Genomic DNA, 15,396 nt, shown 5'->3' with positions numbered 1-15,396 from the left:
TTGCTCCCCTTATACCTTATAATCTACTTTTTTAAAGTCGACAATAACGAATCAAGTCTATGGGTGTACTGTTTTGCACCTGATGTACTCAAGTGGTCAACGTTATACGCCATCTCGTCCGTATAGTCATGAGCTCCGAACTTGTATTCATCAAAAAATATAACATCCATTGCCTTTATGGAATCAATAACATCCTTGGCAATACTCTTTCTTGGACCATAAACGCCAAACGAGCCCGTCTCTGCGTATGCAGGATTCTGCGGTAGGATTGTCACAACGACCTTGAGCCCCTTCTGACGAGCTATTTTTATCACATACTTAAAGCACTCAAAATTTTCCTTGTAGACCGGAGAATCAAATTCAGCCTCCGTGGAATCTCTCAGCAATACCGGATACCCCCATGTAGCATCCGGAAGCAAGAAATCTTCTAGCGTATAAGGATGCTGAAGCGCCGTTTCCGGGCGCGGGGTCACCTTTACGGCGTCGACAAAATGTTCCGGCAAGCCATCAACCCAGAAATTGTGGTTTTCGTCGTACTTGAAGCCCGGGACCTTATTGTATATAATATTTATCCATGTCGAAAAGCCGTCATACCATAAGAAGTCCGGAGAAAGTTCAAGCACCAGGACCTTCAAATTCTTGAGATGGTTCAGCACATAGTTGACAAACAAATACCCCATTCCCGTAATTTGCCCCGCGGAATAGGCCATATTGAGCAAGTGGTGCGATTCGACATCCTTGTCGTGCAAGGCGAACATCGTGCGCGAAGAGCCCAGGGCGACGGCTGTAATTTCATCGCGATTTTCCCAGAATCGCTGCATTTTCACACGAAGTTCCAAAGCGCTATAATAGGCACTGGACAAATAATAGACGCCTGCGCTATCGGTATCAAGTTCCTTGCTGTTATAGAGGTTTTTAGAATGCCACAGGCACGGATGCCAGAGTTCATCGCCTTCGGCAAGAGTTGTCACCGTGCTATCGGACAAGTTAATCAATACGATTTTCTGATGGGCGCCACTGGCATTGGCAAGCGTTGCAACAACGTAATTAGAGCCACCCAGCACCCATTCCGTATGGTCAAAGGTATAACCCTTCGGAGCTGCAACACTCTGTATGAGTTTTCCCTTCGCATCAGCAATCAAGAGGCGTTCATGCGTGCGGTAAGACTGGCCTACAAATTCTGCACCCGTCTTGCCACCAAAATCGAGGAAGGCCGTTCTATCGCTACCGTCATTAGCCAAAGACACATTACAAGCCTGTTCACCGCCATACCAGACGGTATCGATTCCATTAAGAACCGTTTTCCCGCTCGGGGCAACTCGAGCACGCAAAAGTCTCGCGCCAGAAACAGCGAGTTGCTTTGTCGCACTCACGCCGCCATGATAAGCGCCATCAAAGAGCTTTTTGGGCTTGCCAAACTTGCCATTGTTAAAAGGCACCTGCCATGTGCTCGTAGCCGCAAATGCTTCATCGTCCTTGTTATTTGCGGAACTAGTCACATAGACAATCGCCGTATCGCCATTTTCCAAAAGTTTCCAGCGCGGGATAGCGGCATTTTCAACATCCAGCTTGACAAGGTCCGAACCCGTTGCATCCAGGTTGCGCACATAAACGCTAGATACTCCACCCAAACCTTCAATGCTCGTGCTATACGCCACGCGCTTGCCATCTGGTGAGATATCGGGGTGATAAGCCTTCTCCGTATTGTCGATTTCGACAACGGAAATAACGCCACTTCCAAAATCAATAAAGGACAAATTGCTCGATATGTCATTGCGGAATACAAGCTTGGATTCAAACGTTCCCGTCAAGTGTTTCATTTCGAAAATGGCTATCTGCGACTTCACGACAGATTCCTTGACAGAGCCGTTTTCGTCAAGCCAAGAAGCGTTGGGAATTTCACCTAAAGCAAGCCTAAACCCAAGATAATCGCCCTTGCTTGAGCCAGTCACCGTATAGACATCGCCACGGTTGTACAAGGTTATCGCCAAAGGTTCATTCCTGTAACTGCCCCCCTTGACAACGCGTTCACCAAGGCTACCTTCATCGGCACCGCCGACAAAATTAGTCACCGCCTCTTTCTGGAAATAAGTCATCCAGTCATTTACCCATTCAAGGACGTTACCAGCCATGTCGTAAACGCCAAGAGGGTTCGCCGGAGATGTCGCCACATCATGGAACGTATAATCCGAATTGACGCTATTCCAGCCCTTTTCAGGATCCCAGCCCTTGCTTGCCACATAGACCCATTCGGCTTCCGTCGGCAAACGATACCCCTTCACAGTTTCATGGAAGATGAGTCCCGTCAAGTTGTCGCAACTGCCGGACGCATCAAAAGAAGCGCTAGTGTACGTATAAACGGTATCAAGGTTTTCGCTCTTGCTTTTGGCATTGGCATAAAGGACTGCATCATAAAAAGTCACGTTCGTGATGGGACTTTTGTTACCATATATGCCATCGCACTTGGCACCAGCCTCCTTGCGCAAGGCGTGGTACTCACCACAGGTAACCTCATGCTCGCCTATGTAAAAGTCATACGTAAAATAAGCTTCCATCTGGGGCGTATCGCTCTTGCGGGCACTATTCAAATTAGTCCCCAAAAGTGCCGACCGACCACTAGCCTTTACGAAGGCAAAACCTTCAATATCCGAATCGACAGGCGAAGGTTCTCCCGAAGAAAGAGAACTGTTGTGATCGGTACACGAATTCAAAAGCGCTAGAGTCAACGCAAAAAATGCAAGGAACCCGATATTTGCAAAGGCTTCTCGTTTCATTTTTTTGCCTCCCAGGACAACAAGAGATCATTCAGTCTAGAAGTCAAAACAACGCTACCGCCATAGCAGAGATGGTCTTCATCTACAGCCATCATATCGGTATAGTCATGCTTCCCCATTTTATTTTCATCCATCACAACAAAATTCGGATATTCCTTATTCAAGGACTTAAGCTCGTTAATCAGCTTTTCCGCAGAACTACGACGGAGTCCATAGCGGCCAAAGGCACCCGTTTCTGCATACGCCGGGCTTTGCGGGAAAATGAGACCCACCACGCGGATATCGCGTTTTGCGGCTTCCTTGATAATAGTCAGGAGCGCATCCTTGCTATCGTCAATCAAATTTCTGTGTTCATCCAGGTAAAGACTGTCCTGTTCGATTTCGGGCTCTTCGCGCCAGGAACCGCAATTGGCATTCGAATAGCGTCCACGATCCTTCATGTAATAGCGTTCATCCGATGAGCCTACCGAGTTTTCCGTAAATTCAAGCAAGCCTTCCGGGTAGCCGTCTTTCCAGAAATCATGGTTTTCATCATAAATGTACCCAGGGTAATTTCTGAAATCGGTATAGAAGAAGTTATCCCCGTACGGGCCATCTACCTTGTGCCAAAAATCAATGTCCAGCGAAACCACAATGTACTTGAGGTTCTTCATGTGATTGAAGATGTAATGGTCCAAGTAATCTCTCGACATGTATATGGAATTCGGAGTTTGACCAAAATTCACGGCAAAGAACTTTTTATTGAAACCAAGCGGAGTCACGCCAAACATCGGCCTCGAAGACCCCAGAATGACCACATTCGCAGAATCGCGGTATTTCCAGAGGAGTTCCATCTTATAGCGCATAATGACGGATTCCCACTTATCGGAGGGACGCAAGTAAACGCCTGCGCTATCGGGGTCCAGCTTATCCGTTTCTGGCACATAAATCTTTTTACGCCAGATACTCGGATGCCAAAGTTCATCGCCCTCGACCAAATCCAGAATAGAGCCATCCCCCACATTCACAAGGACTACTTTTGTATGGGCTCCATTGGCATTCGTAAGGGTCGCCACAATCAGGCCACCATCCGGGTCCGGGCTCACATAGTTCAACGCCCATTCTGCATGGTCAAAGCTATAGCCAACCGGAGCGGCAATCGCCTTAATCAGTTTACCAGTGCTATCGGCAATCAACAAACGTTCATGCGTTCCGTAGCTTTCCCCCACAAAATCGGCACCGGTTTTGCCGCCAAAATCGAGGAAAGCCACACGTTTGGAGCCATCCGTCGCAAGCGACACATTGCAAGCCTGTTCGCCATTGTACCAGACGGTATCGCGCGCATTCGCAAGCGTCCCCCCTGCAGGAGCCACTCGAGCACGCAACAAGCGCGCTCCGGTCACAGCAAGCTTATAATCATCCGAAATTCCGCCATGGTAAGCACCATCAAAAAGTTTCTGAGGCGTACCAAATCGGCCATTGCCGTACGTCACCATCCATGTGCTCTTGGACTTGAACTCGCCATCATCTTTGTTATTTCCGGCATCGGACACATAGACAATCGCCGTATCGCCATTTTCGAGCACGCGCCAACGCGGAATCGAGACGTTTCCATCGGCCTTGACTTTCAAGGGCTTTGTGTTACTTGTCGAAAGCGAACGGATATACGCCTCGGACTTTCCAGAAACGCCTTCCATACCAGTGCAGAAAACCACAAGCCTTCCATCCGGTGAAATATCGGGATGGTACGAATCTATCGAATCCGAAATTTCGGTAACGGAAAGAGTCCCGTTGACGTAATCGACATACGCCAAATTGCCCGTGACATCGTTTCGGAAAACGAGCATGGTGCGGTACGTATCAAAAGCGTTCTTGATGTTTGTCGCACTCGCCATCGGAATGATTCGGCTATCACGAGCCTTGCCATCGCGCCCCATCCACACAGCCCCCGGAATTTTTCCAAACGCAATGCGGAAACCCAAATATTCAGACTTTGCGGCAGAGGTCACGACATACACATCGCCACGACTATAAAGCTTAATGGCAGAAGGTTCGTTGCGATAGCTGCCGCCCTTGATGACGCGCTCGCCAAGGACGCCCCCATCGGGCCCACCGACATAATTTGTAATCGTCGTATCCTTGAAATAGCCAAGCCAGTCCGAGACCCATTCCTTGACGTTACCGCCCATATCGCAAAACTCCCCGTGAAGGCGAGGATACGAGCAGACATTTTTCGGTTCGAACCCAGAATTTTGCGCATTCCATTCCCCAGACGGGTTCCAGTCACGGTCAGCCGCCATGAGCCACTCCGCTTCGGTCGGCAAACGATAAGCATCAACTTCCGGATGGAACACAAGGCCTTCCATCGAAATACAGTTTCCATTGCCATCAAACGTCGTTAATGTGTACGAGTACGACGTGTCATAGCCTTCGCGCTTGCTCCGTTCGTTGGAATAAAGGACGGCATCGTAATAAGTCACCTTGGTCACCGGCAAAAGATCCGAATCTTCGCCATTGCAACGTTCGTCAAAAGTAGTCCCCATGATGCTTTTGAACTCGGCACAGGTGACCTCGTGCATGCCCATGGAAAAATCATAATTCAAAGCGGCGCGTAATTGCGGACGTTCGCTCGCCTTGGCTGACGACGCATACGTACCCAAGTACGAAAGAGTTCCGCCACTCGAATTTTTTACCTTCGAAGCCTTGATGAGAATCAGTCCGTCATGGGCGTTGTCCGCTTCGACAGGGGCATTCAGCCAGACGTGTTCTCCAAAAAATGTATCACAACCAAAGAAAACGAGCAAAAACGGTACTAAAAAGAGTACCTTTCCAAAGAAGAAAGTATGAGCAAAGGACTTCGACATTTTCTCCTAAAAATAGCTTTTTAAGCTAGCCCAAACCACTCGTTCTCTAGCCGTTTTCCCCTTTAAAACAGCGATTCATCAATTAAAATAAGTAATCAGAATGGATTTGGCAATCTATTTTTCGCAATGGATTGATTTGCCTCAATTCCCGGATATTCCGGGAAGAATTCTTCGGCCATGCGGTACCACGTGAGCGCACGCGGAATGTCGTTTTCGAGGTACAAATTGCCGATATCAAACGCAGCAAGCCCGATGAACTGTCGCGATTCAAGCGGTTTAAATTCGAGGCCAGTCCAAGTGCCTTTTTGGTACTTTTCACGATATTCTTCATCGGTATAGGTAAAACCACGACGATTCGGTTCCAAGTTCACGGAACTGTCCGAAGAGCCGTAACGCAAAAAGACATGCCCCGGGAGAAGAATGGCGTCAAGATGCAAGTCTCGCGCTTCGGCCACCATAAGCGCAAGCCAAGAAAGCCCCATACAACCGGATTTTTTGTTTGCAAGAACGCGGAGCGGGAGCACCGATTCTTTTGCAACAGCCGCCTCGCCCGCCCCTGCAAATTCAATGTTCCAGAATTGCCAAAGCAGATTCTTTAAGGATTGCAAAGTATCGTGAGTCGTTGCAACGTTACTATCAAAGTAAGCAAGTCCCGCATGCCAGTCGCTAATGGAATCAAGGCAACCCGGCGCGCGTTCTTCAAAAACGCACGCCATCTCGCGATAGCTCATGGATTCGCTTTTCCCGTTCCAAAGCAGAAACGGGAGTGCAATCACGAGCGTCGCGAAGAACAAAGGCCAAAAAATTCGCGCAAGCATAAATGCGCCGAAGACGCTACAGGCCGTCCCATTCCATCGGGCTTTGCCAGTAGTCGCGAGCGGTCATCATGTAAATCACGAGGCGCTTGCTCAACATGTCCTTTTTCATCTTCTTGAGGCGAGCACGAACGCCAGGGCCTCCGCCCCAGCTCGTAAGCACCTGTACATCGAGACCTGTTGCATAAGCAAGCAAGGAACCCGGGCCACCACTCTTCTGGTCCACAGATTCAAACACACCCGTGAAAGAATCTCCCATCAAGAGGATCGGAGCATTTTTGCCACCCTTGTACGGCTTGTCGCCCTTGTAGATTTTCATGCCCGCAAGAGTATCTGCGGCATACTTGGACTTTTCCTTATCCGGCAAATGAGCCACCAAGTCCCCTTCGCGGAGCACAACCGTATCCTTCATCACGAGGCTACCCGGCTGCGGATTGGCATCGGCATACCAACTGTACTGCGTCACGCGAGAAGCGAGCTGTTCCATTGCGGCAAGCATGCCCGGCAAAGCCCAGTGCGTATCGTAGCGCTGGTAGCTGTAATGCGGAGCGTCATCGCCACTGCGGGCCGCCATCAGAGACGGGTAAAGGTCGAGCACATCAATCCCGGCAGCGAGCATTTCGCGGATAAACTCACGGCCGTTCACGTTCACGCACAAGTCTGCAGGTGTTCCCTTTACAAGCTTGTCTGCATAGATTTCTTCTTTCACAGGAACAGGAATCACAAGAAGCTGAACGTTCATGGAATCCAGGTACTGCTTGAGTTCAATCATTCTCGGGAGCGGATTGTGGAGGCTATCCTGACCGCTAATTTTATCAGCAACGAGGTAGTTTGCATTACGGCGGAACCAGAGCATTCCGTTATCAGCCCAGGCATTCTGTTCCTTCGGGAGCTTGGCAAGCTTTTTCTTCAAGGCTTCGCGGAACTTCTTTGTCGCAGGCGTTGCAGGGCAGCTATTTTCCATAGCGGCAAGCGTTTCCAGGCGAGCATAAGAACTCGTATCAAGCGTGCGGTTCACCGGCACCACTTCACCCGCAGCAGCCAAAGAATCGGCAACAGCAGCGGCACGCAACTGTTCATCCGTCAAACGGAACGCCGGAACTTCAAAAGCAACCCACATGGGACTTCCCATCGGGTTTCCGCGCATCACCGCAAACGGGCGGTTTGCACTCGAGTTTTCCCAAATAGCGCCCGGAGTATGTTGTTCCAAATCGGTATTCAAAGTCGGGTACCAATAAGACGAAAGCGTACGGGCCCAGTTCATCGCCTCTTCATTGTTCATCTCGGCCGTCATGTAGTAGTTCAAGACTTCGAGAGATTCACCACCCGAAACGACCTTGAGCTTACCGTAGAACGGAGTACGGCCAGTCCAAACGGCAGGCATGACTTCGGCCCACCATTCAATCTTTCCCTGATTTTCACCAGTTCCAGGCACACCCCACAAACGGCTTACCGTCTGGAAAGCGCGGAACACATCGGGTTCATTCCACTTGACCGCCTCGACTTCATTCAAGGCTTTTGCAAGAGCATCATCACCAGTCTGCGCGTAAAGGATCTTCGCAAACGGTTCCCACGCAATCGGGGCTACACCGGCAACCGCGGCAGGCTCATAATCCGAAATCGAGTCGAGCATCGGGAACGGGAATTCCTCAAGCTTTGCATTTGCCATCTTGCCCGTGTAATTTTCAGGCTTTTCATCCATGCCCGCCATGCGGATCGGGTTTGCAAAGTACGCCGCAAAATCAAGAGCGGCAAACGTCGGCTTTTCGACGACGCGGACTTGCTTATCCCTGTCGAGCACGCGCATTTCGAAGACGGTCACAGGAGCCGCATAAACCGGGACGTGAATCGTCGGAGCAGCTTCATTAGCCTGCACGGAAGGATTGACAGACGGAGCAGCACAGGATGCCGCAAGGAACATGCCCGCAGAAAGCCCTGCGAGACTCAATAAGGAAAGAGATAATTTTTTCATTTTCACGTAAGGAATTATAATAAAAATATAAGTACGGATGTGGGGCTATGAATTTTCTAAATTATATATCGTTAAAAAAGGAGTCTTTATGCCCGCTACTGGTGAACACAACAAGTGGATTGCACTCGCCCTCTGTATCCTTCTCGGATACCTGGGTCTGCACCGTTTTTACGAAGGAAAAATCTGGACTGGCATTCTGTGGCTTTGCACCGCAGGTCTCTTTGGCGTAGGCGTTGTCGTTGACGCCATCTTGATCGTCATGAAACCGGAACATTACTAATTCAACTATGAAACACCTTTTTGTTATTGCAACCGGTAGTGCCGGAAAAATTAGAGACTTCGCCCATATTTTGGGCACAGACCATTACGAATTCAAGACTTTGAAAGACATCGGTTTTGACGAAGACATCGTTGAAGACGGAAATTCCTTTGCCGAAAACGCCATCATCAAGTCGAATACAACGGCTCAATGGCTCGCCAAGCGCAACATCGAAGCAACAGTTCTCGCCGATGACTCCGGCCTTGAAGTTTTCGCTTTGAACGGCGAACCGGGCATTTACAGCGCCCGCTATTGCGGCAAGCACGGCGATGACGAAGCCAACAACGTCAAGTTGATGCAAAAGCTCGAAGGCATCGGAGACCGCAAGGCTCGTTACTTCTGCGCTCTTTCGTACCAGACCGTGACCAAGAACGAACAAGGTGAATTTGTCATCAGCAAGCCGATTATTTTCGAAGGCGAATGCCGCGGCGAAATCAACCACGCTCCTGTTGGCGACATGGGCTTTGGCTACGATCCGCTTTTTGTTCCGGATGGTGAAACGAGAACGTTCGCGCAAATGGAACTTGAAGAAAAGAAGGTCATCAGCCATCGCGGAAACGCCATTAGGGCTTTGAAGAAAGCGCTCGGGAAATAAAATTGAAAATTCTATTCGCACCGCTACAAGGTTACACGACGGGAATCTATCGCAGAGCCCACGCAGAAATCTTTGGTGGTGTTGATGCTTATTACGCACCTTTCTTGCGAATTGAAAACGGGAAACCGCGCGAAAAAGATTTGCGAGATTTAAATTCGTTTGATGGGAATGCACGCGAAAGAAATGCACGCGAGGGGAATGCGCGCGAGATTCCGCAGATTATCGCGAACAGCGTCGATGAATTTAAAATCCTCGCAAACGCGCTAATCGCCAAAGGCTACACTGAAATCGACTTCAACATGGGATGCCCCTTCCCGATGCAAGTCAACCGTCATCGCGGCGCCGGGCTTTTAAGCGACATTCAAGCAGTCCAAGCAATTATGGACGAAATCAAAGCCACACCGGTAAAATTTTCCGTCAAGATGCGCCTTGGGCAAGACTCCCCCAACGAAGCCTTTGCTCTCCTCCCGATTCTAAACGAAGCACCGCTCTCGCAAATCACGCTCCACCCAAGACTCGGCAAACAGCAGTACAAAGGCGCAATAGACTTCAAGTCGTTCGAAAAATTTTATGCAGAATGTCGCCATCCGCTCGTTTATAACGGCGACATCACAAGCGTTTCGCAAATCTGTGAAATAGAACGACGCTACCCGAAGCTTGCAGGCGTGATGATTGGACGAGGAATGCTTGCGAGACCAAGTATGGCCGCGGATTACAAGGAATTGCGCGATATAAACTGCGCCGACCCGCAGGATTTTCTCAGCAAGCTTTTCCAAATGCACCAGGTCATATTCGACCACGCTTGCAAAACGTACCAAGGCGACAGCCAAATTCTCTCGCACATACAAAGTTTTTGGGAATACCTCGAACCAAGTATTCCCAAAAAGATTTTCAAGAAAATCAAGAAAGCAGGCAAGCTCAGCGAATACCAAGCAGCAATCATCGAGATAACATCGCATCTTCCTTGAAAACGTCATCCTGGAGCGTAGCGATAGGATCCATAATTTTTCCAATGATTAACAGCGTCTACATCGAAATCACGAACGTTTGCAATTTGCATTGTAGCTTTTGCCCCTGTGGCAAAGAGCCTGCGAGCCGCACGTTCATGGATTCCAAGCTGTTCGAAGATTGCATCGCTGGCGCGCAAGAAATCGGCGCAACAAACGTCTACTTTCATGTTCTCGGTGAACCCACGCTCCACCCCGGCTTTGCGCATTACCTCAAAAAGTTAGAACAAACGCCATTAAGGCTCACGCTCACGACAAACGGCACAACGATTGAACGTACAGGTCGCCAAATTCTAGCCTCGCCCGCCGTTCGCCAAGTCAACTTTTCGACGCATGCCTACGCGGAACTCCCCCGAGAAACCGCGGAACGACATTTGCAAAACGCCCTAGATTTTTGCACTCTCGCTATTGTTGAGCGCCCCGATCTCTACATCAATTTACGCTTATGGAACGTCGGCGCCGACGAAGCCTCCTCGTGGAACAGCTACATGCTTAAACGTATCCACGAAACTTTTGGCGTTGAGGTTACACCAGGGCATTTTTGCAGCCGCCACAAAAGTTTCAACATCACCGGACGAGTTTATCTGCACGAAGACACAAGATTTGAATGGCCAAGTCTAAGCGAGAGGACGAGTGAGGAAATCGTCGCGGGCACATGCCGTGCGCTTGACACGCACATAGCAATCCTCCACGATGGGCGCGTTGTCGCCTGTTGCCTTGACCACAGCGGACAAATTACGCTCGGTCACATCGGTGAACAAAGCCTTGACGAAATCATCAATAGCCCAATGGCGCTAAATATAAAAGAAGGGTTCGTGCAGCATGAACTACGCCACCCTTTTTGTCAAACTTGCAATTTTTGCAAACGATTTAAATAAGCGAATTCAAATTAATAACGGGTTTTGTCCGTCTTTGTCGCCCACTTTTTGAACGCGACGAGCGCTTCGTTTCGCATAAAATGATCACACTTGATAGCACGTTTTTCGTACGGCAAATCGAGTTGGTCATAGATAAAAGAATCGTCGAATTCGATGGCCGCGGCATCGGCTTTTGTATTGGCGTAGCAGATGCGTTTGACTCGAGCCCAATACAAAGCGCTCAGGCACATCGGACAAGGTTCACAGCTCGTGTAAACGGTACAGCCATCCAGCATGAACGTTCCGAGTTTTGCGCAAGCATTGCGAATTGCAGTCACCTCAGCATGAGCCGTCGGGTCGTTATTCGGCACAACGCGATTTGCACCCGTAGCCACAACCTCGCCATCCTTGACAATCACAGCGCCAAACGGACCACCACCATTATCAACATTTTCAACGGACAACTGAATTGCCATCTGCATAAAACGCTTGTCTTCGTCCGTAATATTCTTCAATTCTTCTTGCATAAAAACTCCTTGACCTCATTAAAATAATCAAAAACTCAAGGAAAAACAATAAAAAGCGCTCGTCGTAGCCCCATCTTAGCTATTTTTGAATCATGATGATTACGGTTCAAGATTTCACGGGCATTTATGCCGAGCAAGCCTTTATGCAAAAACTGCGCACCGCCGCAGGAACAAGCAAGAATGTTCGTTGGCTCGACTGCACGAAAATCGTAGGAACCGACTGCTACTGTGATGATGACGCCATCAAGGAAATCAACGAATTGATTGATAACGCTGAAAGCAACAGCAAAAGTGAATGCAACCGCATTATCGAGAATCGCGACAATTCCACAAACGACATTGCGCCGCAACCAAGTATTCACTTCTTTGACAACGGCAATTACCATTACATGAGCAAGCTCTGGACCGATAGAGTCCAGGAACCATTCACGCTCATCGTATTCGACCATCATCCCGACATGCAACCGCCCCGATTTGGCGGAATCTTAAGTTGTGGCGGTTGGGTCAAAGAAGTCCTCGATAACAACAAGTTTATTCAAAGCGTCATCATCATCGGTGTCAAAGACGAACTCGTTGAAACCGTCCGCGAAGAGCTTTCGCAATCCGGGGAAGCAAATATTTTAGAGAAGGTTACGTTCATCAAAGAAAGCGAACTCAGCACACTCCCGTCTATAATCTGCAGCGATTCTGTGAACGTTTTCTCGTCTAATCTCTACATTTCCATCGACAAGGACGCACTCTCGCCATCCTATGCTGTAACCAATTGGGACCAAGGCTCGCTTATGCTTGACGCCCTCAAAGATTGCATCACGACACTTGCCTCAGGTCGCAAAATTCTTGGTATCGACATCTGCGGCGAACGCGCCCACGATTTCGAAGGCGACGAGCACCACACCGTTCAAGAGGCTGATTCGCTCAATAGCGAGCTGAATCGCGAACTTGTTGTGTTTTTAAAGAATCTTTAAAAGTATTACTTCACGGCAATAAACTTGCGGCGTTCCGTATTTGCGCTCTTCAGCTGCATCACATACAAGCCAGCAGGCAGGCCACGGGTCATCCAAGCGACATCGCCGACTTTTGCGGATTCCACATTCATACGACGCACTAAAGCACCCTTCGTATCGAAAATGCTAACGCGATAAACGCTCGGCTCAACCACAGCAGCTGTTTTCGTGTGAATCGACGTCGGCTTTTCCGTCGAATCTTTTTCCGCAGCCTTTACGAGCGTGACATCGAACTGGTCGATGTTCGGGCCATCATTACCGCCAACGGTTGCAAACTTCACTGCATTTTCGCCTGCAGCAAGATTCACCAAGACCTTAGCCGTTTCCCAGACAGTCCAGCCACCAGTTGTCTTGAAAGATGTCGTTGCCGTATCTAAACCAGCAGAAACCGCAAGAGAGCGTGCTTCGCTAGAGCCGTTCGCGAAATCGATATCGAATTTGTATTGACCAGCCGTATCGACTTTCACGTTCACGACGACATCGCCGCCCTTATCGAAATTCACATAGCCATCACCGTGGTACCCGCCATTGCTACTTTCAGAAACACCACCTGTAACCGTACCCGTTTCGGTCTGGTACTGTTTATCAGGTGTCGGCGGTTCCGGTTCCACATAATTAGCATCACATTCCGTCGGACTCTTGAGCGTAGCGCCCGCATTCGCCTTCACGGCAGCTTCAACTTCGCTCGCCTTGAGCATAAAGCTCGTGTATTCATACGGCGGTGTAAAAGAAGTCCCCGTTCCCTTCGTATTGCCTGAGCAGTTTGTGAAAATGTTGTCTATAACTTCATTCACGCCCGTGCCATTTGCAACACCTGTATAAATCGGATTATTTTCGTTGATGAACACATTGCGTTCGGTGCGCACTCTGCACATATGCCCTGCAGCAACACCAAGCACATCCGTACCATTCGTGATGCTAGCGTCACCCGTAAAAAGGTTGTTCACCACATGCACATTACCATAGCGGCAGCGAGGTTTGCGCTGGTTTGCAGCCTTCCACCAGTTGAACATGTAAGTCACATTCAATTTGCCTTCGCTCACGGGCTCGTTATCGGAACTGCCAATGAGGTTAGATAAGTTGTGCGTACTCTTTTTCTTGTAGCCAAAAATGCACCATGTGAATGTTACGTTATCAGAACCTTTCACCACGTCAGCGTTGCCATCTTGACCATCCCAAAATTCGCAGTGGTCAATCCAGATGTTCTTCGATTCACCTTCAATCGTGAGATTGTCCCACGCCTGGTCTGCATTGCTGCCTGGACCCTGAATCACGATATTGCGGATGATGATGTTCGAAGCCTTGCTCGTGATGTGGATGGGAGCTTTCAAAAGCGTTCCCGGCTTGAGTCCGATAATCGTCTTGTTCGATGCGGTGATATTCAGGCGACTGCCCGATGTTCCGCTCCAGCCATCGCCAAGCGTACCATCAATGTAAATCACACGCGGAGAAGAATCCTTCGCGTACTTTTGCAAATCAGCAAATGTTTTTACGGTAATGGGAGTCGAGTTTCCGCCACCGGTCACATTAAATTCGGTCGACGTACGGCCCGAACGAGTCACCCAACCAATCGGCTTGCACTGATCTACCGCAGCAGACGCACAAACAGCAAGTCCGCACAGCACCGCTAAAATTCGATTCGAAGCTTCAAACATCTCAAAAAATTCCTTATTTTACCAATATATAATCTACATTCCCAAAGCCATTATAGGGCGCAATTCCGAATTAAATTTCTAGACATTTTGTCAAGAAACGCTAAATCGCACAAGATTCATTCACTGGCACAGGGCTTATTGTCGTAAATAAGATATTCAATAAAATCCTTTGTCGTTTTATTTTCACATAATACTTTTTTGTCTATTGAATATTTCTTCTTCATTTTTTCGTTCACCAACATTCGGCCCGCATTTTTAAGCTTTACGTTTTTATTCTCAACCAAATATTTTAAGCTAGCGGGAGACAAGAAAAACACGGTATCAGGGACAAAAGTCATCCACAGTAAATGATTTAGATTATAATCGTACTTTTCCTTTTTTATAATGGAATCGAGAATGCAATTCATTTTCTGATACCCTAACGGCAAAAGAATATCGGCATCATCAGCTTCATATTGACCATAAACGTTTTTTTCATATTTGTCAAAAGCTTGACCCAGCTTTGTATTCCACTTGCAACAGGACTTTTGCGAGCAATTGGAAGATGCAAAAAGTGGAACTTCGCAGAATAATACAAGAACGAGAATGATTAAGAACGACAGACGGCAGTATTTCATATTTCAAAGCCTTATTCTTTTTCGCTCATTGACGGCCACTGAATGATTAACGGCGTTTTATGAATAAACCTATTTAGAACAACTTCAATCCAAGTGGCTATACCTATGCACGGGCAAAACAACAAAAAGGTAGCATTATCCCAAACACCACCATCAGACTGAATCATCCGAGGAAGCACATCGAAAACCAACCATGCAATTGGAACAAATAGGGAAAATAAGAAATAAACATTTAAAGACGAATTAAACCGCATTATTCGAGAGAAAGCCCAAATTAAAAACGAGAATCCCAAAAGCGGGAAAAACAAGCCATCACATTTAAAACTCAAACCAATTACAATGGCAAGAGCTTCTAACGATGCGACAACGCTAAAAACGATAGATTTCGTCATAACCCTAATATAAAAAATT

General features: G+C 48.3%; 13 protein-coding genes. 5 read left to right on the top strand and 8 right to left on the bottom strand.

Annotation, left to right across the window (positions count from 1 at the left end):
* Positions 1–23: 23 nt before the first annotated feature.
* The 4 genes from B7982_RS06155 to B7982_RS06140 form a co-directional block, all read right to left on the bottom strand.
* Positions 24–2,774, bottom strand: a complete 2,751-nt coding sequence (locus B7982_RS06155; RefSeq protein ID WP_088659983.1) for a TIGR02171 family protein — start codon at positions 2,772–2,774, stop codon at positions 24–26.
* The gene (locus B7982_RS06150) at positions 2,771–5,617 is read right to left on the bottom strand and encodes a TIGR02171 family protein (protein WP_088659982.1); all 2,847 of its coding nucleotides are present in this window, start codon (positions 5,615–5,617) and stop codon (positions 2,771–2,773) included. Before B7982_RS06150 ends, B7982_RS06155 begins: the two co-directional genes overlap by 4 nt.
* Positions 5,618–5,712: 95 nt before the next feature.
* Complete coding sequence (locus B7982_RS06145) at positions 5,713–6,411, bottom strand: transglutaminase family protein (protein ID WP_233138396.1); 699 nt, start codon at positions 6,409–6,411, stop codon at positions 5,713–5,715.
* A 40-nt stretch (positions 6,412–6,451) separates the two neighbouring features.
* On the bottom strand, positions 6,452–8,404 hold the full coding sequence (locus B7982_RS06140) for a hypothetical protein (protein WP_088659980.1): 1,953 nt from the start codon (positions 8,402–8,404) through the stop codon (positions 6,452–6,454).
* 88 nt (positions 8,405–8,492) lie between these two features.
* Here B7982_RS06140 and B7982_RS06135 point away from each other — a divergent pair, with 88 nt between their 5' ends.
* From B7982_RS06135 to B7982_RS06120, 4 genes are read left to right on the top strand one after another with little or no spacing between them, the layout of a single operon-like run.
* On the top strand, positions 8,493–8,684 hold the full coding sequence (locus B7982_RS06135) for a TM2 domain-containing protein (protein ID WP_015732344.1): 192 nt from the start codon (positions 8,493–8,495) through the stop codon (positions 8,682–8,684).
* A 7-nt stretch (positions 8,685–8,691) separates the two neighbouring features.
* Positions 8,692–9,318, top strand: a complete 627-nt coding sequence (gene rdgB, locus B7982_RS06130) for an RdgB/HAM1 family non-canonical purine NTP pyrophosphatase (protein WP_088659979.1) — start codon at positions 8,692–8,694, stop codon at positions 9,316–9,318.
* Between the two features lie 2 nt (positions 9,319–9,320).
* The gene (locus B7982_RS06125) at positions 9,321–10,286 is read left to right on the top strand and encodes a tRNA-dihydrouridine synthase family protein (RefSeq protein WP_088659978.1); all 966 of its coding nucleotides are present in this window, start codon (positions 9,321–9,323) and stop codon (positions 10,284–10,286) included.
* Between the two features lie 44 nt (positions 10,287–10,330).
* Entirely contained in the window at positions 10,331–11,203 is an 873-nt protein-coding gene (locus B7982_RS06120) for a radical SAM/SPASM domain-containing protein (RefSeq protein ID WP_233138395.1), read from the top strand.
* An 11-nt stretch (positions 11,204–11,214) separates the two neighbouring features.
* Here the strand turns inward: B7982_RS06120 and B7982_RS06115 are convergent, their stop codons facing one another.
* Positions 11,215–11,709, bottom strand: coding sequence for a nucleoside deaminase (locus B7982_RS06115; protein ID WP_085490664.1), 495 nt, complete (start codon positions 11,707–11,709; stop codon positions 11,215–11,217).
* 92 nt (positions 11,710–11,801) lie between these two features.
* On the opposite strand from B7982_RS06115, the gene B7982_RS06110 reads away from it, so the two are divergent.
* Complete coding sequence (locus B7982_RS06110) at positions 11,802–12,674, top strand: arginase family protein (RefSeq protein ID WP_088659977.1); 873 nt, start codon at positions 11,802–11,804, stop codon at positions 12,672–12,674.
* Between the two features lie 5 nt (positions 12,675–12,679).
* On the opposite strand, the gene B7982_RS06105 is transcribed toward B7982_RS06110, so the two are convergent.
* From B7982_RS06105 to B7982_RS06095, 3 genes are all read right to left on the bottom strand, one after another.
* Positions 12,680–14,368, bottom strand: a complete 1,689-nt coding sequence (locus tag B7982_RS06105) for a carbohydrate-binding protein (protein ID WP_088659976.1) — start codon at positions 14,366–14,368, stop codon at positions 12,680–12,682.
* 116 nt (positions 14,369–14,484) lie between these two features.
* Positions 14,485–14,985 carry a hypothetical protein gene (locus B7982_RS06100; protein ID WP_088659975.1) on the bottom strand — a complete coding sequence of 167 codons (501 nt, stop codon included), beginning with the start codon at positions 14,983–14,985 and terminating at the stop codon, positions 14,485–14,487.
* Positions 14,986–14,996: 11 nt separating this feature from the next.
* Complete coding sequence (locus tag B7982_RS06095) at positions 14,997–15,377, bottom strand: hypothetical protein (protein ID WP_088659974.1); 381 nt, start codon at positions 15,375–15,377, stop codon at positions 14,997–14,999.
* Positions 15,378–15,396: the final 19 nt, after the last annotated feature.

The organism is Fibrobacter sp. UWB2 (genome assembly GCF_002210425.1).
In the GTDB taxonomy this organism is placed as follows: domain Bacteria; phylum Fibrobacterota; class Fibrobacteria; order Fibrobacterales; family Fibrobacteraceae; genus Fibrobacter; species Fibrobacter elongatus.
The sequence above is the reverse complement of the archived record's forward strand: the minus strand, read 5'-3'. Positions and strand labels throughout refer to the sequence as shown.